This is a genomic window from Cupriavidus sp. 01L45 (assembly GCF_056399885.1).
The window spans coordinates 136,703-156,353 of the sequence record NZ_JBFTSG010000008.1 but is presented as its reverse complement, the minus strand read 5'-3'; the positions used below and the strand labels follow the sequence as shown (position 1 = coordinate 156,353).

Below are 19,651 nucleotides of genomic sequence, written 5' to 3'. Positions count from 1 at the left end.
GCGCGAATTGGGTGCCATGCGGCCCCAAATCGGGCTCAAACCACCCCCGCTCTCCCGCATCGTGAGAGTCGGATGTCAAACAAGCGCTGACGCTCCGCTTAGCGGCTATTGATCAGCGATTCCCTAGATGCGCGGAGCACGCGGAAATTGTAGACATCCTCAATACAGGCCACGCTCTCGGCTTGGCTTTGCGCGCACAGCCGGGGCTAGTCGACCGCCTCGGAAACGTCATCTGTCGCGCCATCCTTACCTGACAGCGCGGCAAATGTCGATTTTGGCTTGGCGCTACGCGCAGGCCGATGCCGTTCTATCGGATGGCGAGGCTGAATGGCTAGAGTTTCGGTTGCAACGAAAGCGTCAAATTCCACGTTAGTCGTCGTCTCCATGGTGGCCATGGTATCCCTGGTGCCTGTGGCCCCAATACTCCGGACGATAGTATCCACCATGGTACCCGCCATCGTACGGAACCACGACGCAACCGCCGAGCAGCGTAGATGCGGCAATCAGCAATGCGAGAAAGGGCTTCATGGCGTTTCCACTAGTGTTGACAAATGCGGAGAGGCCAAGCCGGCATTCCAGCTAACTGGCACTCTCCAAAAAGCTCCTGCACTCGAGCTTCGTCGCGATGGCCTTTGCCTTGGCAACGTACCCCCCCCCGTCCGCTCGATGGGAGCAGCTTACTGCTTCTTCGTCTTGTCTACATTGGCACTGGTTGCAGCCTTCGCAGCGTCGGTCTGTGTTCCCGGCTTCGCAACATCCGCCTTGGCCTTCGCCTTGTCGGAATCACTCGTTGCTTCAGTCTTCGCCATACCAGCCTCTGTATTGGCGGCCTTCATCTTGCTCGGCTTGTAGTGGGTGTCCTTGGCGGCAGACTTGTTGGCGTCAGCTTTTTCGTCAGCCTTCTCCTTGCCGGCGCTGGCTTGAGTCTTTGCCACATCGCCCTGCGCGCTGACACTCTTCTTGTTCTTATCGGCTTTCGCCTGCGTGGCGCTCTTCTCCTTGACGACCTTTACCTGGTCTTTCGTCGCCTCGCCTTGCGGCTGAGTCGCGGAAGCCGGCACACCAGTCTGCGCGAATACAGTACCGACGAGGGCTGCGGAGGCGAGAGCAACGAACAGCTTCTTCATGAGATGAACTCCTAGGGAATTTTAATAGCTCGGCAATGCACCGCGCTTACAGGCAAAAACGGTATTGCCCCAAGCCGAGTTGACCCACAACTCGTGACAATCCGTAAGTTCTGAAACAGGCAAACCTGATTCGCAAGCGTGGCCGAATGTGCCTCCACTCTCAGCGCGGGTTCCTTCGTCCTTTCGGAAGTACTCCGACCCCGGTCCCACGCCGAAAATGCGCGGCTATGTTGTAGCCCGCCCCAATCCGGCTGGACAGCAAGCGCCCCCACATCGCGTTACAGAAAGTAACCGTTGTACGAGTCCGCTAATACACCATTGAACCAAGCCGGCCTAGAGTCTCTGTAAGAGGAAACGGAGTAAACCATGCGAAGGGTCGCAGCACTTTTGATACTTGCCGGGGTGACCGGACTTGCCTCGAACGTTGCTCAAGCGCGGGTGGACGTAGGTATCGGCATCGGCATCCCATTGCCAGCGGTTGTCGCCCCTCCCCCTGTCTACTACGAGCCTGCGCCGGTGGTTGTCGAGCCCCCGCCTGTGGTAGTTGCCCCGGGCTACTATTACGACGACTGGCGGACCCGTGCCTGGCAGGAGCGTGCGTGGCGGGAGCAGCGCTGGCGCGAACGCGAGTGGCGCGAGCGCCGACGCGAATGGCGACGCTGGCATGACGACTACGATGACTAAGATGGGTGCGCGCTATGCTCGTGGTTAACAGCGGGAACGCCAAGGCGTTCGTCATCACTCTTTGGATTCACAAGTAATGCTATGAGGCCGCGCCGTGCGACCAAGGCAGACTTTCGTGATGTGGAAGCATTGCTTCGGTCGTGCTCGCTGTCCGTTGGCGAAATACATAGCGAAGCGGTGCAATTTCATGTCAGCCGAGGCCGGACCGGCCTTCTTGGGTGCGCCGGTATCGAAGATACTTGGCGACCGTGTGGCCGTACCCCCAGAATTGCTGGCTTTTCGTGAATTTTCCGACACCAGTGTCAGCACTGCGGCAGCCATGAGGGTCGAACTCTAGCGTCTGCTTCCGCATGTATCGCCAGCTTTCTCCGTGCCTTCGAGCATTGGCTCACGGCAGGACGTGGCGGATATCCAAGCAATATGTCGCAGGAGTTCAACGGCTGCTATTAGCTAACCAGATGAGTGTTAGTGGCGCCATTTCGAACATAACGTCCGCTGCACTATTCCTCGCCTCGCGCCTGGACCGCTAATATTGAACGCCTTAATTCTGATATAAACGATTCTTAATTCCCACCCTGGACACTCGCCAAGTTCTGAGCCCAGGAAAATGAGACCAGCTCTTGTTCAATCCGCGAGAGGCGCACGCAGAGACCCCCCTCCCTGCATTTCGTCTGTTGCTATTTCACAAAACGATACGCAGGTCGGCAGTTTGTGACGTAGAGTTCAAGCGCTTTCTTAAGATTGTCATGAAGCGTATTGCAGTCAGCGGTTAGCAAGTACCTTAGTCCGAGGTCATGACACTTGTTGGGCCCTATGGAGCGCTGCAGCAATCAAGAACCGGAGTGATGGAGGGAAACATGAAAAGCACGTATGAGCGATAGGTCGAGGATGAGTGCCGAGCGTCTGCGGTGTGAGCGTTCATTGCCGACTCGTCGCAAGCAGACCAAACAGCAATCACCCAACTTAAACTTGAGCGATGAAGAACATGCTTGATGGTACTGGCCTTTCGCTGTGCGTTGCCGAACATGAAATCGTGCCTGCCAATGATAGTGACACCCGTTGCGAGGCAATCGATGAGACGGACGCCATCCCGACCACGAACGCCCCCATGGCCGCTGCGCCAGCATTGTTTGCCACGTACCAGATTTGCTGCCGGGCGTTGAGTCAGGACTCAACCCTGAGCCCGCTCGAACAGCGTGTTGTCTTTCTCGTACTCGCGGTTGCTAGTGGCCGCAACTACGATAGGGCGGCATCTGGCGAGGCCGCCTGCATCGCCAGTGAGACATTTGGAAAGATAGTGGCGGCAATCCGTGCCGGCAAGCCTCTGGCCGATGCCCGGCTTCGCGCCCTCGTCAGCTTTACACGGGCCATGTTCATCCATCGCGGTCGCCCTAGCGAGCATGAGGTCAAGACATTTTTTCATGCTGGCTACTGTGAAAAAAATATTCTGGACATCATTCTGGCAATCGCGGCGAATACGCTAGACAGCTATACCAGCCACGTATTCCATTCGAAAGCCAGCGGACCCGCGTTGTCGGTCGGCTAGCAGGGTCGCTACAGTATCGTCAAAATTTCCTGGCAGGGCCGAAGGCATGTACAGCAAGTTGTAGCCTCAATCACGGCCCTGGAAACAGCTTCGCATGATTACACCGCCCCGGAGTTTGGGAGCGGCTGTGTCGTATAAATGCCAAACAACCTGTTTTGCGTTTGAAGCGGGCGCCTGATAGCATTTTGTCGGCAACCATCGCCGATGGCCGGGACAAGTAAAGTTACACCCGCCTAATCTAATCCAGAGAAAAGAATGAAACGAATCGCAATCATTGGAGCACTTGGCGGTGCACTACTCGTAATCGGTTCCATTGCGCAAGCGCATGTAAACGTGGATATTGGAATCGGCGTTCCTGGCGTCGTCTACGCAGAACCAGCGCCAGTCTATGCGCCCCCGCCGGTGTACGCAGCACCGCGGCCAGTCTACGTTTCTCGCCCTGTGGTCGTGATTCCTGCGCCCGTCTACACCGCCCCCTACTGGCGGAAACGCGATAATGACGACCACCAAGGCGAGCGGCACTGGCACGGGCGGGGCCGCCGTGAGCACGGTGAACACCGCCGGCACGGGCACGACGACTAACAGAAGAAACCGCCCCGCAAGACAGGGACAGACTCGCGCCTATGGGCGAAACGGCAGGGCAAAGAGAGAGACCGCGCTGCAAATACAAGGGCATCAGGATGCCGCTTTCTACCCAGGGATTCCGCGTGAGGCACCGCCTCGCGCGAATGCGGATAGGCTCGGCGCACAATCCGCAACGACAGTTGCGCTGCTTGTCCCACTCTGAAAGAGGTTCTGACGCAAGACAGTGGCCGACCGTTGACCCTTGACGGCTTCGGAGGCACGGCCCTTGCTGAGCCTCTAGGTTGACGCAGCAAATGGCAAGGTACCCTCAAACACGGCCCCATTGAGAACCTTGGCATGTCGGCCATGACGATGTCATTCCCGGTGAAGGATAAAGCGAGCCTCTCCAAGCCGAAGGAAGGCGATAAGGTCAATGCGACCTTCGATAAGGTCAACAGTGGCGCTACAGTTATCCGCATTGAACCAAGGTAAGACCAGGGAGCGCGAGACGCCAGATATCAATGCCGCGCCCACGGCTAAATCGCAAGGCCCATCAACCGGCGTGCGCCGCGCGCCAGCTCCCTCCTTAAACGACACTCTGGCGCAAGGCGCTAGCCTACCTAAGCACTTTACGAGTTCTAAATATTGATTTTTATAGGACTCTTGCTGAGGAAGAAGTTTTTAGCAAACGTAGGTATCGAGTTTAGCCATTTCCCGCCCGAGTTAGCGCTTTCCGGCCTGCCAGTGCCGAGCCCCGCTGCCGCACGACCACATTCCAACGGGGTCTCGCGCCACCTAATCGAAGCTGCTTCAGCCCAGTGCTGCGTCCACCGCTGTGGCAAGTTCAATCGCGGTCCCGTCCAAACTTTCACGGCCTTTCGCCAAGCTGGTGAGCAGCCGCGCGTGCAGCAAGTCGGCCAATGGCACGGGCACCGTGACCCCCTCGCATTGACGGACCCAGGCCTTAGCCTGACTCAACGGCCACCTGGTGGGACGATTCCCAAACTTGTGTCACGTTAGCCATATCCCCGCAGCGAGCGGAACCAGGTACCTGTGGGCGCGCTTAGGCGCGAGCGGCGCCGATGTGACCGCTCTGGGTAGGCTCTCCCAATTGCGCCGTACCCCAATTGAGGTAGTCCGAATGACCGAGGTTGCGACCACGAAACTGGGGGGGGGTGCGTTCATACCCTGCTACCATCCCCGAGATGGGCCCAGCTGCAAGCACGGGGGGAAGCGGCCATCAAATTCCCTAGCAGAGACATCCCCAAGGCGCGCGCAAGATTCGGTGGGCAGTGCGATGCTTAATGCTTTGCGCCACAGCACCACACCAGTAAGCCGAAGTACACGGGTGCGCACCTCCCTGGGCTCGGGGTATCGCGAAACATGCAAGGGAAGTATCTCCATATAAACGCGCCGCCGCACCTCATAGCTGAGCACACCTTTCGTGTCACGGCGAATCAACTCTGCGTGCGCCACCTGTATATGCAGATATAGCGCACGGAAGACCAAGGCAAGAACCAGCGCCGCTGCTATCAGCATCACGATGCTCGTTAGTCGCCATGGGGCTTCAATCGAGTCGACGGCACATGTAATGCGTCCTCGCGCCAAAGCGTCGAAGGAATTCCTTCGATAGCTGCATTTCCTGCGGCATGTCGTCCAAGGCGGTAAGCGTAAACCCGAAACGGGCAAAGAATGTGGGATGCTCAGGCGTGAGCACTGTAGCCTTGGTGCAGCCATTGGCACGGGCGCGCATCAAGATGGCCCTTACAAGGTGGGTGGCAACGCGGTGACCCCGGTACTCACCTAAAACCGCGACGGCTTGGATGATGGCCGTCTCGCCATACATTTCGCCGCAGGCGCAGCCGATTACGTTCTCACCTAGGACGGCCAGACTGCAAAAGCGCCCCGTGGTGTCTATATCGCCGCTCGGCAAACCGCAGGAATGGAACACCTGCGAGATGGCTTGCATATCTGCCGACCTGGCCGCACGAATCCGCATATCTTTTATCATTCTTTTTATCCTGCCTTCCGACACACGTGCAAACCTTGAGGCAGTATGTCGCAAGAATTAGAGGCATGCCATCGGCCAAATGTATGGGTAGCACTGCTTCAACCATAATCTCCGCCTGCGCTATTCTTCGGCTTTCGCCGAGCGCCAGCCAACGTCGAATTAATTAATTCTGATATGAACGATTTTTAATTCCGCATGCGACGGCCAAGTGAAGTCCTGAGTCCACGACAAATGAGGCGAGGTTCCGCTCACACGTCGCGATTGGTTCCATCAGACCCGAGCCTCCTATGCTCAAGTCTTATCCCAAAGGACATCACTCCCACCAGCATCCCACCCTCGCCCGGTTGTCCATCGCCGAAGGTAAACCCGAGCGACGGACCGCTTGGTGCTAGGGAGGCGACACGATATGCTAAGGACACAAAAGCTGCTGGCAGCGAATCCCGCGCCGGAGCTCAGCGTTTTGACAACTTTCCTTGCATGCAAGTTTGCATGCTTTTGGCTTCGAGGATGAGAGGGCAACTGGTATCGTGAAGTGGTTTAACAACGAGAAGGGCTACGGCATTATCACGCCGGACAATGCCGGCAAAGACCTGTTCGCGCATCACTCGGAAATCCAAGGTGCCGGGTTCAAGACGCTCGAGGAAGGCGCGAAAGTAGAGTTCGAAGTCACGCAAGGCCAAAAAGGCCCACAAGCATCAAAGATTCGTAAGCTATAGGCGCTCGTGTCCAGCAGTACAAAATGAGAGCCTTTCTAATAGCGCCACCCATTTCACATAGGTGTTGTAACCGGGGTGATTGCCCAGAATCCTTGCAAACGGTTTGCAGGAATTTTTATTTTCGGAGATTTTTTTCGGAAGCACGCCCCAGCCCTGAACTGAGGTGGCCGCATTCCATCGGGCTCTCGCGCAGCCGAAGTCAAAGTGAGGTTGACTCTCGAGCTCGGGCGGCAGATTGGGCAGGTGTTGCTCGGGCGATACTTCTCTCGTGCACGACTACGTCTTGGCCTCCCCTGACTGACCGCCAGCAGCGCTTGATTGCCGGTCCAAACGTCGAAGACGCACAATCATTTCTTTTTCAGCTTGTTTGTCGCCATGGTCTCTCGCGGCTTCGATTCCCTTCCGAAATGCTACACGCGCATTCGCATCTTGGCCGAGGTCCACGTAGAGAACCCCGAGGGCCCGCCAAGCGCCAGAATAGTGCGGGTCTAACTCGGTAGCTTTGACAAGATGAGGAACGGCAGTGGCCAACTCTCCTTGTTGCTGGTACGCCAGTGCAAGCGTGACTCTGAGCAGAACGGAGTCCTGGCCAGCGGCGAGTCGTTGCTCCAGCGGCGCTATCGAGAAATTTGGCATGGTCATGGCCCTCCTCCCTCTCGCCCGACAAGCGTACTGCGGACCTATACACTGGGCCCGTACCGCGGCTTCGTTTCAAGGCCAACGCGCGAATGAAGGGAACGTGGTCGGCGAGAACGGACACGATGACGAATGTTGCTGGATGGCTTACCGCCAACTTCGTACCAACCACACTTTGCCATGGAACTTGGAGCGGCGCGTCGACGATGCGATTCAGTGGGTGACCGAGACCACCTGCCCGGAAATGTCTTCCAGAATACATTTCTGGTAAACCTGTGCGACCACCGCCGCCTGAACACCCTTTGCAGGGTCGCGTCCCATCGCTTCGAGCGTCTCCGACACCCATCCCGGGCTGACGACATTCACGCGAATCTTGCCTTGCAATTCGAGCGCTGCTGCCCGCCCGAACGCCTCGATGCCGGCGTTCACGGTGCTCACTGCAGCGCCACCGAGCATCGGATGCTGCGCGAGCAGGCCACTGGTGAGCGTAACCGAGCCGCCCTGGGAGATGTATGGAACCCCATACCGGACAAGATTGACTTGCCCCATCAGCTTATTGGCTAGGCTGAATGCGAAGTCATCGTCGGTTAGGGCTGCCAAGGGAGCAAATTTCACGGTGCCGCCTACGCAGACCACCGCGTCAACCGTGCCCACTTGTTTGTACATCGCCAGAATCGACTGCTTGTCGGAGATGTCCACTGAGACCGCCGAACGGTTACGACTGGCCCCTATCAGCTCATGCTCTTCCGAAAGTAAGCCCACAATTTCTTTCCCAAGGAGCCCTGTGGCTCCAACGACCAGTATGCGCATACGCCCTCCTGATGAGAGATGATGGGGTTAGCCAGCGGCCCCACAGTACCCAACTCGTTTTCAAGACGAAATAGCCTGTCGCACAGCATACGCCTTGTCGCAACTGCGCGGAGGCAGTCCGTGGTTGAGCACTGAGCGCCAAGGAATAGCCACACTCGCGCAAGCAATCGCCCTGCCATTCCCGTAGCCAGTGCATTTGCGGTAGCTATCGGGCACAGGAGAAATTGCCCCAGATACGAAAAGTAAGGTCGTCGGGAACACGGTGTCCCCGGCGAACCCCGTCCCAATGCCGTTCTCGCCGTCTTCTATCACTCCGACAACATGGCGCTAGGAAAAGTGCGGGGTGAGACTGGTTTCGACGCGCATCATCAACTGATAGCACTAGGCTTCGTTGATTTCCTTGAGCCACGCGCCTGCATCATTGCATTTGTACTGCAGCACGGTTCGGAACGCGCTCCGTGCCTGCACCAACACAAATTTCCCGGCGCGCGTCTATACGATGCGATGGCGGGAACGTTCACATTGCCAACGAAGAGGTTTCCAGAGTGGAGGCCCGTCAGGGCTTTGACCAGAGCGCCACGAGTGCATAGATAGCGGCTGGTATAAGAAGAAGAGCGGCTAGCCCCAAGTAGTACCTTGCACCGTGATGAGGTGGCTGCGCATGGAAATGGTGAACTATCAGCTTCATATTGTCCTACCCATTGGCTGAGACTATAGAAAGGACGCTTCAAGCATAGGCATTTCTCGCGTACTTGCATTGGCACAAGCAAGCTGTATGCCCGCCGCCGCAAGAAGGAGACCTTCAGTGCGGCAACCACGCCCCAGTCCGGTGTGAACTGCTGCGCGGCAATCTTTGGCCGACCTGAGACCGTTGCGCCCATGCAGGCGGGAAAATCCAACCCAATGCGCGCCTGCGCGCCTGCAGAAGAAGAGGCAATAAGGGAGCTGCATGAGGAGACGAGCACTGATGGGCGGTGCTACTGCCTTTCTGCACCCAGGTTGCGGGCAGGTGCGGGGTGGTAGATACTGAACACGGGTGACCTGCGAGGGTTGCCCGACTTCTTCGTGGACGTTTGGCCCTTGGTCTACCCGGCTGAGGGCATCTTTTTCTGTTGGGTGGTTGCTTGCCGGTATGTGGCCAAGGCGGGCTACCTACGTTGCCACGGTAACCTTGCGAGAGTCTTGAGCAGCCCCACGACGCTGACGTCCTCGTCGATGGCGTCCCAATGCAGACCAGTCGCCGAAATGCGAACAGCTTGACGTTGTTCCGGAGTGACTTTCGCAAGTTGAGGAAGCCACGCTAGCGGAACGCGAAGGCTCCGGCCGTCTGAAAGGTCCACGGTAAAGCTCGCCTCATCACAGTGCACCGCTACTGCGCAGGGGTCCATGGCATTGCTCCAAAGGCGGATGTGGCCAGAAAATCAAACTCCTTCGATGACACGATATCACCCCCTCCACGGCTGAAAACCTATCGGAAACACTGCCCTGTGCAGACAATGCCACCCTGCGCGATTTGGAATCAGGGAGAGCATCGCTCTACGCGCGGCGCGCGAGACCACGAGCCTTCAACGAAACGGGGGACAGGGCCGAGGAGGGATTTCCCGGATTCTCACTCGGATGGCCTTCCTCTTACACTCACGGCCCTCATCATTACCTTCGTTAGAGCTACATAGGGTGCGCGTTCGTCCCCCAAAAAAAGACCCGCGTCGCCGGAAGCTGGTGACGCGGGTGGTAGCAGGACTACATCGCCAGTCTATGAAGAATTAAGAGTTATTAATCTGAGAATTAACCAGACTTTTCCGGCTTATCTCTTGGCCATTGCGGTCTTCACCACCGATGGCATGGTAGGCGGCCCGCAAGTCCCCATAACGCAGCGCTAAGGTTAACCCGCACCCCGGTGATATCAGTCTTATTCGGCACTTGCCTGACACTGAGTTGTCATCTGGGTTCAGTTAAATGCGCGAGCGGTTACTGCAGCGTCATCGGCGAGTTCATCGCCGCTGCCGGCCAGCAACACTCTGGCATGCCTGCCACAACAAAAAAGAACGCCCGTTCGCGAGACACCGCCAAGCGAAACCGGGCATAGCAAAATTTGAAGGTCAATATGCATCAAGCTCTCGTTTCTCCGATGACCACGAACGACGCGTCGCTACCCGGCGCTCGCAGCGGGAGAAGGACTCGCTGGACTGTTTCGTCTGGCATCGAGGCCCTGCGCCACGAAGCGGCAAGGCTGCGGGCAGCGGCTCAGGCAAAGTTGACCCTAGCCGGCACTCTTGCCATGCCCCGAAACCCTACTGACTTGCTTCAGCAGGCCGCGATGCTCGACAGGGGTGCTGACGTGCTGGCGCTGACCAACTGGAATTGATTCAGTTCGCTTTCTCCTTTCTCAAATTAGGATATGCGGTAGCGAGCAGTCGCTCCATTTTCAGCTTGAGCGCCCCCAAGGCGCGCTACAGTGGTAAACCCTAGACCGGCTTGGCTGCAAGGCGTTTCCTCGGATATGCTGGTGACTCGGACGACTTTCCTGCAATCGAGGGCGAGATTCCCATGGTGCAGTATTATGTCTAGATTGGGTTTTTATTTCTGCATGCGGTATGCATGCGCGTTGCTTCGAGGATGAAATGRCGACTGGCATTGTGAAGTGGTTCAACAACGAAAAGGGCTTTGGGTTCATTACGCCCGACGGCGGTGGCTCGGATTTGTTTGCGCACCACACGGAAATCCAGGGTACGGGATATCGGTCCCTGGATGAGGGCGCCAAGGTGGCATTTGAGCCGAAGCAAGGTCCCAAGGGCTTGCAAGCCTCGCAGATTCGCAAGATGTAGTCGCCGTTGCACCTAGGCAGTCGAGATGGAAGAAAGGCCCTTCGCCGTGACGAGGGGCCTTTTTATTTCTGGCAACACTCTGCCGCTCCGGCGCATCCACACGAGCCAGCAGCCAACTGCAACCAATACGCCAATCGCGGCGCCGCAAATAATCTACGAACACGTCGCAGTAAAGGCCCTTCTCCGGCCGTCAAAACCCGTACAAAGCCCAATGCCCCGGACCGGTCTTATCAATCACAATGAGTGACTGAGACAAACTGACCCTGACCTGAACGTTTGCTGCAAGTACATGACTACGACCGGCCTGGTGGAACGCTAACGAAATGGCACGCAAATTGCCTGACCCAAATAAGGGAATCCGTTCTCATTGGGGAGAATCATCGTGCTGACAGTCATGGTTCTGCTGGTATTCGCGCTTGTCATGCGCGCCCTATACTTGCATCTGCACTTCGCGCGCGAAGAGTTGGTTCGACGCGAGGAGAAAGGGATGCTCACCTGTGAGGTCCGGCGGCATGTTGGCATGGAGGTGCTTCCATCGCACGTTTCCGAGTATCCCGTCCCCAGAGAGGTGCGTATTCGCGTCGTCAGGTTCACCGTCATAGTGCTATGGCGCAAGGAGTATCACATTGCCCTGCCTGCCGATGCCTGCACGCACCTTGGAGATATCTCCGCCGACGAAACTGATGAGCGCTTCCCTGCTTGGGTGCAACACCGTCCTTCCTAAGCAGGGGAGGCCTCACTCCTCGCCGCGAGTGGCACGCCCCCGGACTACCCAAAGCTGAGGCCTTACTCCGACCTCGACGCGGAAATGCTCAAAGCTTTCCCCCTGCCGTCACGGCTCTTCGCCGCCAGTCGCGTAACCAATCTGGTCGCCCGCACGTCAGTTTTTCGTATTGGTGGCGCGTCGCGCTACTTCGCAGCACCGACCATGTAGTCCACCGCGGGTTACACCCCCGTCACCCGAGCCCCCCACGTCCGTAGAATGCCCGAATTTTATCGCCGACCGACCGGACGGGATGCGATAAGTTGAAGTCCGCAAGTTGCCGTCACCGCGTCAAAATAACTTTCAAGTCAGATTTGTAAGCCGGCACAGCTTTGTCACTCTGGGTGTTGCCAACAGTAGCATTTGACAACAACCAACGGCTGCGCGATGGGATTCATTGCAACGGTAAGCAATATTGAAGAGTCGCGGCGGGCTTCCTGGAGCCCCGTTTGGCATCGACGGGGACCCCTCAATGCCAACCTACGCTCCGTTCGGCCTCTCAACCCAAATTGGGTCGGATACTTCCTTAGCTGGAAGCTTGCGGCCTCGCCCTCAATGGTCTGGCAGAAGTCAAGTGCCGGTTGGTTACGCGGGTGGTCACAATGACATTGTCGCCAGTACATATTGACTTTGATTTTTTTTACGTCAGAATTAAATAACACTTTAGGCAGATGGGCCGCTCTCCGCGCTTGCAAACGAATTCCAGCAAGGCCGCACGCGTGACGAGCGTCCTGCCATTGTACAAAGTGGACAGACGGCATTGAGTTGAATTCAATAGCATGCAGAAATAGACCGGTGACCCGTACGTCGGACGATGTAAGTGGAGACAGGAATGACGACAGCCCGAGCTGGAACCAAAGGAGAAGCCGTTAGGCTCTTGGCGGCAGAAGGGATAGCACGAGTCGAACTGGATTACGAGTTAGGTTGGCAGGATGCAATTGAACTCGGGCGTTTAGGCCAGAAGGCTGGCATCTGCGTGGAGTATCGCGGGCACGAGAACATTGCTGTGAGGTCCCACACTGCACTTATCGCGGGCCTCATTCGACCGAAGGTCTCCTTCAGACAACGAAATCTCTACTGCCAGTTCGCATTGACCGAACTGACAGCCAAGGACTTGGCGACCTTGGAGACAAAGGCAATGAAGCTGGGAGACTACATCCTGGCTGGGCATCTACTGCGGGAGGTCGATACAGTTTGGGCCTGAGTAGGCTCCGCTTGAGCGGAGCTTCCGTATCGACAACTTGCGCGCCCAGTTCTTGGCGCTAATTGTCGTGCCTCAAGGCAGTCAAGTTCAGCATAGCGCCACAGGGAGAGGCCATAGCGTCCGAGTGCTTCGCGTCTGCACTTCTGGTTGTCGTGACTTGGCTTTCCCGCTATATTCCTTGGCAACGTGACCCATAGACGAGATTTCGCCGTGACCGTCCATGTTGCGCACAATCGAGCCAATGCGCTTGAACAGATATTGTCACAGGTGACTGGAACGGTTGACCTGGACTATGAGGCCGGTTGGGAAGATGCCCTCGAACTTGGAAGGGTTGGGCAAAAGTACGGCGTCGCCGTTCAGTTCAGGACCCTTGAACATATCGCCGTGCGCACTCCAGAAGCCCTGGCTCAGGGACTGCGAGCACCGAAGAATACCTTCAGGCAGCGGCACCTCTATTGCCTCTTCGACCTAACCTTGATGACCGACGCGCTCCTGACGGAGCTGGAGGCACGTGCCATCGAGCATGGTGATTACATCTTGGGTGGCCACCTACTCAAGGAAGCCACGCTTGTCTGGGAGTGAGCGAAGACGCCAGCCGGCGCCACGAGCTGTACCTGCTGGCCATTCCAGTTTCAATGCGCACGCAGAATGCGAGGCCATCTAGTGCCTGACTTTGGTCATGGCATTCAGAGGCAATGCCGCCATCGGCTTCGAAGCCGGCTTGGCTTTGCGTGCCAGCTCGTCGACGTCGTGCAATTTAGCGCGCAGTTTTCCAGCTAGACATTAGCACCGACCTGCGCAACGCTAGTCGGTGGCGATTTTCAGTTTCCTGCACCCGTCGAATCGTCGCATGAACGTCTTGGACAGCCTTACTTCCTCAGGCATCGATTCAAGCTCGGCAAGCGAAAAATCGCAGTGATTACGGAGACCGAGCCGCCCAGCAGTGATGAGCACTGCCTTAGTACAGCCATCTGAGCGAGCACGCGTCAGCACGCTGCCGACAAGATGGGTTGCAATTTGATGACCTCGGTATTCATGGAGCACGCCGACGGACCGCACGACAACTGTCTCTCCGTATTGCTCAGCACAAGCACAACCCACCACCCGTTCGCTTAATACGGCGATATGAAAGAAGCGCGACCCCTGGTCGACGGCGTCGTTAGGCAAGCTACAACACTCGAGAACATCCACGATAGCGGACCGGTCTGCCTCTCCTGCCGCTCGAATCTCCACACCTCTCATCATCTCCGGCATCTCCTCGTGTCATATTGCGAGCTGAATACGGCAGGGAAACACATAGATGTAACACCCAAAAGTGTCGGCTTCTAGGCTAACACTTGCGTCAGGCAAATGGAATGCGCGGGACAATGCGGTGCCAGCGTAGACCAAGAAATCTCTACTTAGCCTACGGATGCCCGCGCTCCCGCTCACGCCTCTGGAATCAGAAACTTGTCGCGATTCTTCCCGAGCCAAGCCGGTGCCCGACCACGTCCAGTCCAGGTGGCGCCAGTCTTGGGGTCCACATACTTTGGCGGCAGCGAGGCCTTCTCCTTAGCCGGAGCCTTAGGCGTGCTACCAGCCGCAGGGCGTCCACGGCGACGTTTCTGTGCAATGTCGTCGGCCGTCAACTCGTACTCTGCCATCAAAGCCTGGATTTTCTCAATGACGCCAGCGACCTCGCTTTGACGAACTTCGGCGAGCTGGGTCTCCAGCTTTTCCTTCTCTGCCAGCAATTGCTTGTAGGTAGCCATGCTGTCTCCTTGGGTTGATATTGGAGCCATCGTACCTGAGGTCGTTAAATATCGCGACTATCAATCGATAGCGGTGACGAAGCTTCGCATCTGACGGCCAAACCGCCGCCTCGCTCTTATAGGACCCCAGAAAGGGGACTACCGGCGCACGTTCGATACCATGAGTGCGCAGATGGCTGATGGACGGTGCCGCCCTAGACGAATGAAATACACTATCCTGACAGCGCCACCGGGCTAACAGGCGGCTCTGGGCGGCTACCGACATGGGATGGCGCGTCAACACGTCTAATGTTGAGGGCATATGGCTAGGCTACATAAGGAACAACATCGTCTCGAAACCATCGGCTGGTTGCGCGCTGCCGTGCTCGGAGCCAATGACGGCATCATATCGACGGCAAGCCTCGTTATCGGCGTGGCATCAGCACACACCGCCCATGGAAATATCGTGCTCACGGCCGTAGCGGGGTTGGTGGCTGGGGCCATGTCGATGGCGACAGGGGAATACGTATCTGTCTCTTCGCAGGCAGATACTGAAGAGGCAGCTTTGATTGAAGAGCAGGCCGAACTCGATGCCGATTTTCCGCGCGAGCAACAAGAATTGATTGCAATCTATATGCGTCGTGGCCTGGATTATCCGCTTGCTAAGCAGGTTGCCGAAAGGCTGATGGCCCACGACGCGCTTGGCACCCATGCACGCGATGAGCTAGGCATCTCGAAAGTGACCTCCGCCAAGCCGTTGCAAGCAGCGTTGGCTTCTGCCTGCAGCTTTTCGGTGGGCGCCGCCCTGCCGGCTGCAGTTGCCGCACTAGCTCCCGAATCGGCCTTGATTCCAGCCATAGTCATCTCTGCCTTGGCATCACTTGCCTTCTTGGGCGGTCTGGCCGCAAAAACGGGCGGCGCGAAAGTCGGCCCAGGCGTTATCCGCGTAGTGTTCTGGAGTGCTTTGGCAATGGGTGTGTCGTCAGGTGTTGGCACGTTGTTTGGCGCCGTAGTCTGAAGCGCCGCAATCGGACAGATGTCCCCGTCGGGTTCACGCAATCCGCGTACGCAGCTCCGGAAATAAAAGCGGGAATGCTTCGTTGAAGTCCCGCTTCAGCGCCAGCAACCGGCTATTCCTCCGCGCCTCAAACATCAGGGAATTTGCGCTAGCGATGGTTCCATCCTGGCCGTAGCTACGCCGGTCTTGATAAGGCCACCAAGTACCGCATCCGGACAATTCACGACAGCATCGACCGTAGCAGGACCCTGCGAGCAGAACGCCCCGATGGCGCAAGTGATGCTTTGAGCAAGCTCTGCGCTCACCCCAAGCTGGGCGGCAAGCTCGGCCGGGAGTTGCGTAACATCCGTGGGCATGTCGTTCTCCTTGCTACGCTGGGAATTCTTGTTGTACGGAGCCTAGAAGTTCCAGGCAAGCTCCGCATCGCCGACTCTGTCCCCATGAACGCCCATCAAATGTCGCCGCAGATTGCCCGCAAGTCGGAACCGGTGAGAAGGCGATTTCTATCTGCAGCGTTTAGTGCGTCCCTGGCTTCAATCATGGGCACGAAACCTCTGTAGCCACTATCTACCAAGTATTTGTCTAAGGCGAGATACATATCGGACTCGTCCGGCTCATCAGTTACCAGTGTTATATGCTGACACTCTGCGAGTTCAAATGCCCCTCTCCATTTCGGACGCAGCAAGTCAGCTACAGTTCCGCGTCCTTGACACCAGGTCAGGGCCGACAGCGCGACTTGACACCAACGCTTCTGCGCAACTGAAGCTGCGCTTGGAATATCCATAAGCCACAGACGCCAGCTCTCCAAGTTTGCTAGCACTCTGGCATACATTTTCTCTGCTGATGGCTCAACATGTCCGTTGTTGAATGAAGCAAGCGCTGGTAGGTGCGGCGGCGTCTCAATAATGCTTAGAGTCTTTCCAGCATGTTTGTCTAGCGCCAGAGCCGGGCCGGATGCGACCTTATCCAGCACTATTTCGGCTCGATGAATATTGTCCGCAAAAGCTCGGCGGACTGCGTAACGGGGTACATCAAGCTCGATATTGATATATGGAAGCAGCTTCTTGCAATCAGAGATAATCGCTTCCACTTCGGCGACGACTTCCTCAAGCGCAGACGTAAGCGGGGCGTGAAAACCTGTTGACAGGTCGAGCACAAAGCTTGGGTCAAAGTCTTTCCCATCCCCCAAAAACGGGTTATTTCTGTATCGCAACTCGCTCTGCTCAACATCCTTGCGCGTCAGTCGGAGACCCAGCCAGCGAGCCTCGGTAATGTCCCTTTCTGTGATTACGCCGAGAGCATAACCGCGAGCGTTCGACGTTACGCGCACGCCTTCCACCAGAAGGTCGGCATGCATGTGAAGATGACCGTGTACCCATGCCGCAATCTTCGTCCTATGCTCTGCAAGTAAGGGCTCGAGAGCGCTTGCGTACGCACCCACCCGAACGAAGTCCGGATGATGCCGCATATCGGACCAATTGCTCGGATTCAATACACCTTCGTCAACCCCGAAACTAGATAAGCATCGTCGGCTAGGCGCGTGGTGGGTGACAACAATAGTTGGCCCCGAAAATGACTCTGATAGCTCATCCTCCAACCATGCAACTGTCTTCTTGTGAATGCAGTAAGCGATTGCCGGTGAGAATGCAATAGTTCCTTCAGTGGACCCTTTGGGTTCAAGGCCTGGCAATTCGGCCGAGGTGAGCAGACCACGAACAGCGTCCGCATTCCCACTTTGCTGATACCACTCCGTCGCGCTTATGTAGCGATAGTCTTGCATATGCGTTGCCGCTGACTGCACCAACGCGGGATGCCATTCACCAAAATCTGTCCACAGGGTCGCACCGAGAAAACGCACACCGCCGATGACTACGGATTCTTGCTCCAACACGTGTACATCCGTGCCGCGCGCCAGATTACGCGCTGCTTCCACAATCGAGCCGATATCGCGGTCCCACGCTTCGTGGTTGCCGAGCACGTAGACAATCGGCACTCCTAGTCCAGCGAGCCACGGGACCGCCAGTTCGACAGGCCCGATGTCCCCGGCTGCCACCAAGATGTCGAATTCAAGTCCATGCGGAATCTGATACGGCCCCGTTTCAAGATGAACATCGGAGAGCACGTGAAGACGTGGAGGTCGCTCGCCCCAGACCAGAGACCATGACGCCACGTCATCGACATCCGCTTGCGCATCACTTCTCAATTGCCTTTCACTCGTCATCACTCTGCTCAACTCCTGGCTGTTTGCCGACAGACCACGCGCGTACACGCTCACGCACGCGTGGCTCCCACACACCGCTCTCCGGATTGCAGAGTACGAGCTGCCGGGGCAGCGGGTAAGGAAATTGACTTGCATGGTCGTCTAGGACAAGCCAATCGTCATCGTTCAGTCCAATCTGATTTACAGCATACTGAATTCCCTGCCACCGGGACATCTCGATATTAGTCACCCCGCAATACCTTCGTGCTAGCGGACCGAGATACTCAAATATTTGAGTCCTCGAAAGAAGAAAGCGCCAGGAGCTAGAAACGACGATGCTCACGTCCGTCTCTTCGAGAATCTCTTCAAGCACCCACGTCCACCGAAAGAGCCGCCCATGCTTGATTGCATCACGCAGCGACATGCGCATGGCGAATCCGGTGAGCGAAGACACCGGATGCAGAACGCCATCAAAGTCTAGAAATAGGACTCTGCGCTTCGGGGTCATCTGCGTACGGAGGACAATACGAGACTCGTGTATCGGTCCTGGAGAACGTCCCATGAGGTGTGCATGCGCTCGAGGAGACGCCGTTGACCCTGTGCATTTTGCCTTAGCCGGCCCTCCAAGCTTTTCAGACTGGAATCGGCGAGTTCCGCCACCAACTGGGCCTCCAGATGATGAAGTTGGCAATCAGTAACCAGCACATCCTGCAACCGCCCTAGATATGCGGGCTGTTCTTCCATTGGGAGCCAAATCAAGTCGAACACGAGCTTCTGTACGTACCAATGTAGTAAATCCACCCGCCACTCGACCTCCCCTGGAAGCTCGTGCGGCGACAACTTGATACGCTCCTTACTAACGCTCGCCTCGAGTGAAACGCCAAAGCGGGCGAGCACTGCTCGCGTTGTCGCAGGGGCATAGGTAACACTTGCACTTCTCACTTTCTGTCCTGTTTGTTCTGTTTGAACTTCTTAGCTTCAGTCGCCCCAATCCATAGGATGGGCGAATGCTGAAACTCCACTCCGCCAAGAAGATTCGGTACCCCTTGGGGGGACGGAGTCGCTCATAAAGGACCGCAGTGTAGATTTAAACTCTGTAGATGTAAACTCTGTAGATTCATACACTGTAGATTCATGTGCTTCATTAGGCCATGCTCCGGTGCGTATGCCCGAACTGACCCAAGCACAGCAGACAGCCCGCAAGCGACTGTCAGAGAATCTAAAACGGTTAAGGAAAGAGAAAAGCATGTCGCAGGAAGACCTGGGCGACCGTGCGGGATTGCATCGCACGTACGTGAGCCAAGTCGAGCGCCTATTGGTCAATGTGTCACTCGACAACCTTGTGTCATTTGCCGTGGCGCTTGGAGTCGACGTCGTAGACGTTCTCGCACCCGTACCAGCTGCGCAGAGCAAGCCCCACGACTAGTACTGTCTGTCCACCGACTCGGATTCGCTCCCAATAGACAGCCAACGTTGCTTTCTAGCAACGAAGCCTTTCGGTTCAGGGAAGCAGGTGCAGGCGCTAGCGGCCAACGGCGCTGGCTTGCGACACAGTCCGGGAGGAGGTCGCGAAATTCCGCCCGCGCTCCACGGGCAACTGGATGCTTCGCACCAGACATATAAACGGCTGCACTACATATGGCATCCCAACTTGCTACGGGTGTCGTCAACCATCTCAGGACACATAACGAATCGTAGAGCAGCTGATTTGTAAACAGCTGCGCTAGATATGACACCCCAACTTGCCACGGGTGTCGTCAACTCAGGAGACATAACGAATCGTCGAGCACCTGCTTCCCAAGCAAAAGGTAGGCGAT

At 56.7% G+C, this 19,651-nt stretch carries 21 protein-coding genes; 11 read left to right on the top strand and 10 right to left on the bottom strand.

The features are described 5' to 3' along the window. Positions 1 to 677 precede the first annotated feature (677 nt). Complete coding sequence (locus AC1DT6_RS07905) at positions 678 to 1,127, bottom strand: hypothetical protein (protein ID WP_441632288.1); 450 nt, start codon at positions 1,125 to 1,127, stop codon at positions 678 to 680. Between the two features lie 366 nt (positions 1,128 to 1,493). Between AC1DT6_RS07905 and AC1DT6_RS07900 the strand changes: the two genes are divergently transcribed. The 4 genes from AC1DT6_RS07900 to AC1DT6_RS07885 all read left to right on the top strand — a co-directional run bounded on the left by AC1DT6_RS07900 (position 1,494) and on the right by AC1DT6_RS07885 (position 4,413). Beyond that, positions 1,494 to 1,811 (top strand): hypothetical protein, encoded by a 318-nt coding sequence (locus AC1DT6_RS07900; protein WP_441632287.1) that lies wholly within the window; start codon positions 1,494 to 1,496, stop codon positions 1,809 to 1,811. 976 nt (positions 1,812 to 2,787) lie between these two features. After that, the gene (locus AC1DT6_RS07895) at positions 2,788 to 3,357 is read left to right on the top strand and encodes a carboxymuconolactone decarboxylase family protein (protein WP_441632285.1); all 570 of its coding nucleotides are present in this window, start codon (positions 2,788 to 2,790) and stop codon (positions 3,355 to 3,357) included. A 255-nt stretch (positions 3,358 to 3,612) separates the two neighbouring features. After that, on the top strand, positions 3,613 to 3,939 hold the full coding sequence (locus tag AC1DT6_RS07890; RefSeq protein ID WP_441632283.1) for a hypothetical protein: 327 nt from the start codon (positions 3,613 to 3,615) through the stop codon (positions 3,937 to 3,939). Positions 3,940 to 4,278: 339 nt separating this feature from the next. Further along, entirely contained in the window at positions 4,279 to 4,413 is a 135-nt protein-coding gene (locus AC1DT6_RS07885) for a copper-binding protein (RefSeq protein ID WP_441632281.1), read from the top strand. A gap of 1,075 nt (positions 4,414 to 5,488) precedes the next feature. Here the strand turns inward: AC1DT6_RS07885 and AC1DT6_RS07880 are convergent. Beyond that, complete coding sequence (locus AC1DT6_RS07880) at positions 5,489 to 5,932, bottom strand: GNAT family N-acetyltransferase (RefSeq protein ID WP_441632279.1); 444 nt, start codon at positions 5,930 to 5,932, stop codon at positions 5,489 to 5,491. Between the two features lie 527 nt (positions 5,933 to 6,459). On the opposite strand from AC1DT6_RS07880, the gene AC1DT6_RS07875 reads away from it, so the two are divergent. After that, positions 6,460 to 6,648: a cold-shock protein gene (locus AC1DT6_RS07875; protein WP_441632277.1), complete on the top strand. Its 189-nt coding sequence runs from the start codon at positions 6,460 to 6,462 to the stop codon at positions 6,646 to 6,648. A 276-nt stretch (positions 6,649 to 6,924) separates the two neighbouring features. Here AC1DT6_RS07875 and AC1DT6_RS07870 read toward each other — a convergent pair whose 3' ends face one another. The 4 genes from AC1DT6_RS07870 to AC1DT6_RS07855 form a co-directional block, all read right to left on the bottom strand. After that, complete coding sequence (locus AC1DT6_RS07870) at positions 6,925 to 7,290, bottom strand: tetratricopeptide repeat protein (RefSeq protein WP_441632275.1); 366 nt, start codon at positions 7,288 to 7,290, stop codon at positions 6,925 to 6,927. Between the two features lie 207 nt (positions 7,291 to 7,497). Further along, complete coding sequence (locus tag AC1DT6_RS07865; RefSeq protein ID WP_441629783.1) at positions 7,498 to 8,094, bottom strand: short chain dehydrogenase; 597 nt, start codon at positions 8,092 to 8,094, stop codon at positions 7,498 to 7,500. A 1,148-nt stretch (positions 8,095 to 9,242) separates the two neighbouring features. Next, positions 9,243 to 9,482, bottom strand: coding sequence for a DUF2442 domain-containing protein (locus AC1DT6_RS07860; protein ID WP_441629781.1), 240 nt, complete (start codon positions 9,480 to 9,482; stop codon positions 9,243 to 9,245). A gap of 560 nt (positions 9,483 to 10,042) precedes the next feature. Then, complete coding sequence (locus tag AC1DT6_RS07855; RefSeq protein WP_441629779.1) at positions 10,043 to 10,204, bottom strand: hypothetical protein; 162 nt, start codon at positions 10,202 to 10,204, stop codon at positions 10,043 to 10,045. A 511-nt stretch (positions 10,205 to 10,715) separates the two neighbouring features. Here AC1DT6_RS07855 and AC1DT6_RS07850 point away from each other — a divergent pair. The 4 genes from AC1DT6_RS07850 (at position 10,716) to AC1DT6_RS07835 (ending at position 13,468) form a co-directional block, all read left to right on the top strand. Continuing rightward, positions 10,716 to 10,919 (top strand): cold-shock protein, encoded by a 204-nt coding sequence (locus AC1DT6_RS07850; protein ID WP_477114584.1) that lies wholly within the window; start codon positions 10,716 to 10,718, stop codon positions 10,917 to 10,919. A 382-nt stretch (positions 10,920 to 11,301) separates the two neighbouring features. Next, the gene (locus AC1DT6_RS07845; RefSeq protein WP_441629775.1) at positions 11,302 to 11,643 is read left to right on the top strand and encodes a hypothetical protein; all 342 of its coding nucleotides are present in this window, start codon (positions 11,302 to 11,304) and stop codon (positions 11,641 to 11,643) included. Positions 11,644 to 12,514: 871 nt separating this feature from the next. Next, complete coding sequence (locus tag AC1DT6_RS07840; protein ID WP_441629773.1) at positions 12,515 to 12,886, top strand: PHA-granule associated protein 4; 372 nt, start codon at positions 12,515 to 12,517, stop codon at positions 12,884 to 12,886. A 210-nt stretch (positions 12,887 to 13,096) separates the two neighbouring features. Beyond that, positions 13,097 to 13,468 (top strand): PHA-granule associated protein 4, encoded by a 372-nt coding sequence (locus AC1DT6_RS07835; RefSeq protein ID WP_441629771.1) that lies wholly within the window; start codon positions 13,097 to 13,099, stop codon positions 13,466 to 13,468. A gap of 222 nt (positions 13,469 to 13,690) precedes the next feature. Here the strand turns inward: AC1DT6_RS07835 and AC1DT6_RS07830 are convergent, their stop codons facing one another. Continuing rightward, complete coding sequence (locus AC1DT6_RS07830) at positions 13,691 to 14,131, bottom strand: GNAT family N-acetyltransferase (RefSeq protein ID WP_477102888.1); 441 nt, start codon at positions 14,129 to 14,131, stop codon at positions 13,691 to 13,693. Between the two features lie 182 nt (positions 14,132 to 14,313). Continuing rightward, entirely contained in the window at positions 14,314 to 14,637 is a 324-nt protein-coding gene (locus AC1DT6_RS07825) for an H-NS histone family protein (protein ID WP_441629767.1), read from the bottom strand. A gap of 301 nt (positions 14,638 to 14,938) precedes the next feature. On the opposite strand from AC1DT6_RS07825, the gene AC1DT6_RS07820 reads away from it, so the two are divergent. After that, complete coding sequence (locus tag AC1DT6_RS07820; RefSeq protein WP_441629766.1) at positions 14,939 to 15,634, top strand: VIT1/CCC1 transporter family protein; 696 nt, start codon at positions 14,939 to 14,941, stop codon at positions 15,632 to 15,634. A 451-nt stretch (positions 15,635 to 16,085) separates the two neighbouring features. On the opposite strand, the gene AC1DT6_RS07815 is transcribed toward AC1DT6_RS07820, so the two are convergent. Together AC1DT6_RS07815 and AC1DT6_RS07810 are read right to left on the bottom strand one after the other, a co-directional pair. Continuing rightward, a complete protein-coding gene (locus AC1DT6_RS07815; protein ID WP_441629765.1) occupies positions 16,086 to 17,858 on the bottom strand; it encodes a metallophosphoesterase family protein in 1,773 nt (590 codons plus the stop codon). Then, complete coding sequence (locus AC1DT6_RS07810) at positions 17,845 to 18,342, bottom strand: HAD domain-containing protein (RefSeq protein WP_441629764.1); 498 nt, start codon at positions 18,340 to 18,342, stop codon at positions 17,845 to 17,847. The genes AC1DT6_RS07815 and AC1DT6_RS07810 overlap by 14 nt, the downstream gene beginning before the upstream one ends. A gap of 657 nt (positions 18,343 to 18,999) precedes the next feature. Here AC1DT6_RS07810 and AC1DT6_RS07805 point away from each other — a divergent pair. Next, positions 19,000 to 19,260: a helix-turn-helix domain-containing protein gene (locus AC1DT6_RS07805; RefSeq protein WP_441629763.1), complete on the top strand. Its 261-nt coding sequence runs from the start codon at positions 19,000 to 19,002 to the stop codon at positions 19,258 to 19,260. Positions 19,261 to 19,651 lie beyond the last annotated feature (391 nt).

Bases quoted from the DNA above. Each gene is read 5' to 3' on its own strand.
- AC1DT6_RS07820 (WP_441629766.1), top strand. From the start codon at position 14,939: ATGGCTAGGCTACATAAGGAACAACATCGTCTCGAAACCATCGGCTGG.
- AC1DT6_RS07805 (WP_441629763.1), top strand. From the start codon at position 19,000: ATGCCCGAACTGACCCAAGCACAGCAGACAGCCCGCAAGCGACTGTCA.
- AC1DT6_RS07890 (WP_441632283.1), top strand. From the start codon at position 3,613: ATGAAACGAATCGCAATCATTGGAGCACTTGGCGGTGCACTACTCGTA.
- AC1DT6_RS07885 (WP_441632281.1), top strand. From the start codon at position 4,279: ATGTCGGCCATGACGATGTCATTCCCGGTGAAGGATAAAGCGAGCCTC.
- AC1DT6_RS07860 (WP_441629781.1), bottom strand. From the start codon at position 9,482: ATGGACCCCTGCGCAGTAGCGGTGCACTGTGATGAGGCGAGCTTTACC.
- AC1DT6_RS07840 (WP_441629773.1), top strand. From the start codon at position 12,515: ATGACGACAGCCCGAGCTGGAACCAAAGGAGAAGCCGTTAGGCTCTTG.
- AC1DT6_RS07830 (WP_477102888.1), bottom strand. From the start codon at position 14,131: ATGATGAGAGGTGTGGAGATTCGAGCGGCAGGAGAGGCAGACCGGTCC.
- AC1DT6_RS07810 (WP_441629764.1), bottom strand. From the start codon at position 18,342: ATGACCCCGAAGCGCAGAGTCCTATTTCTAGACTTTGATGGCGTTCTG.
- AC1DT6_RS07905 (WP_441632288.1), bottom strand. From the start codon at position 1,127: ATGAAGAAGCTGTTCGTTGCTCTCGCCTCCGCAGCCCTCGTCGGTACT.
- AC1DT6_RS07825 (WP_441629767.1), bottom strand. From the start codon at position 14,637: ATGGCTACCTACAAGCAATTGCTGGCAGAGAAGGAAAAGCTGGAGACC.
- AC1DT6_RS07870 (WP_441632275.1), bottom strand. From the start codon at position 7,290: ATGACCATGCCAAATTTCTCGATAGCGCCGCTGGAGCAACGACTCGCC.
- AC1DT6_RS07865 (WP_441629783.1), bottom strand. From the start codon at position 8,094: ATGCGCATACTGGTCGTTGGAGCCACAGGGCTCCTTGGGAAAGAAATT.
- AC1DT6_RS07900 (WP_441632287.1), top strand. From the start codon at position 1,494: ATGCGAAGGGTCGCAGCACTTTTGATACTTGCCGGGGTGACCGGACTT.
- AC1DT6_RS07880 (WP_441632279.1), bottom strand. From the start codon at position 5,932: ATGATAAAAGATATGCGGATTCGTGCGGCCAGGTCGGCAGATATGCAA.
- AC1DT6_RS07855 (WP_441629779.1), bottom strand. From the start codon at position 10,204: ATGCATATTGACCTTCAAATTTTGCTATGCCCGGTTTCGCTTGGCGGT.
- AC1DT6_RS07895 (WP_441632285.1), top strand. From the start codon at position 2,788: ATGAAGAACATGCTTGATGGTACTGGCCTTTCGCTGTGCGTTGCCGAA.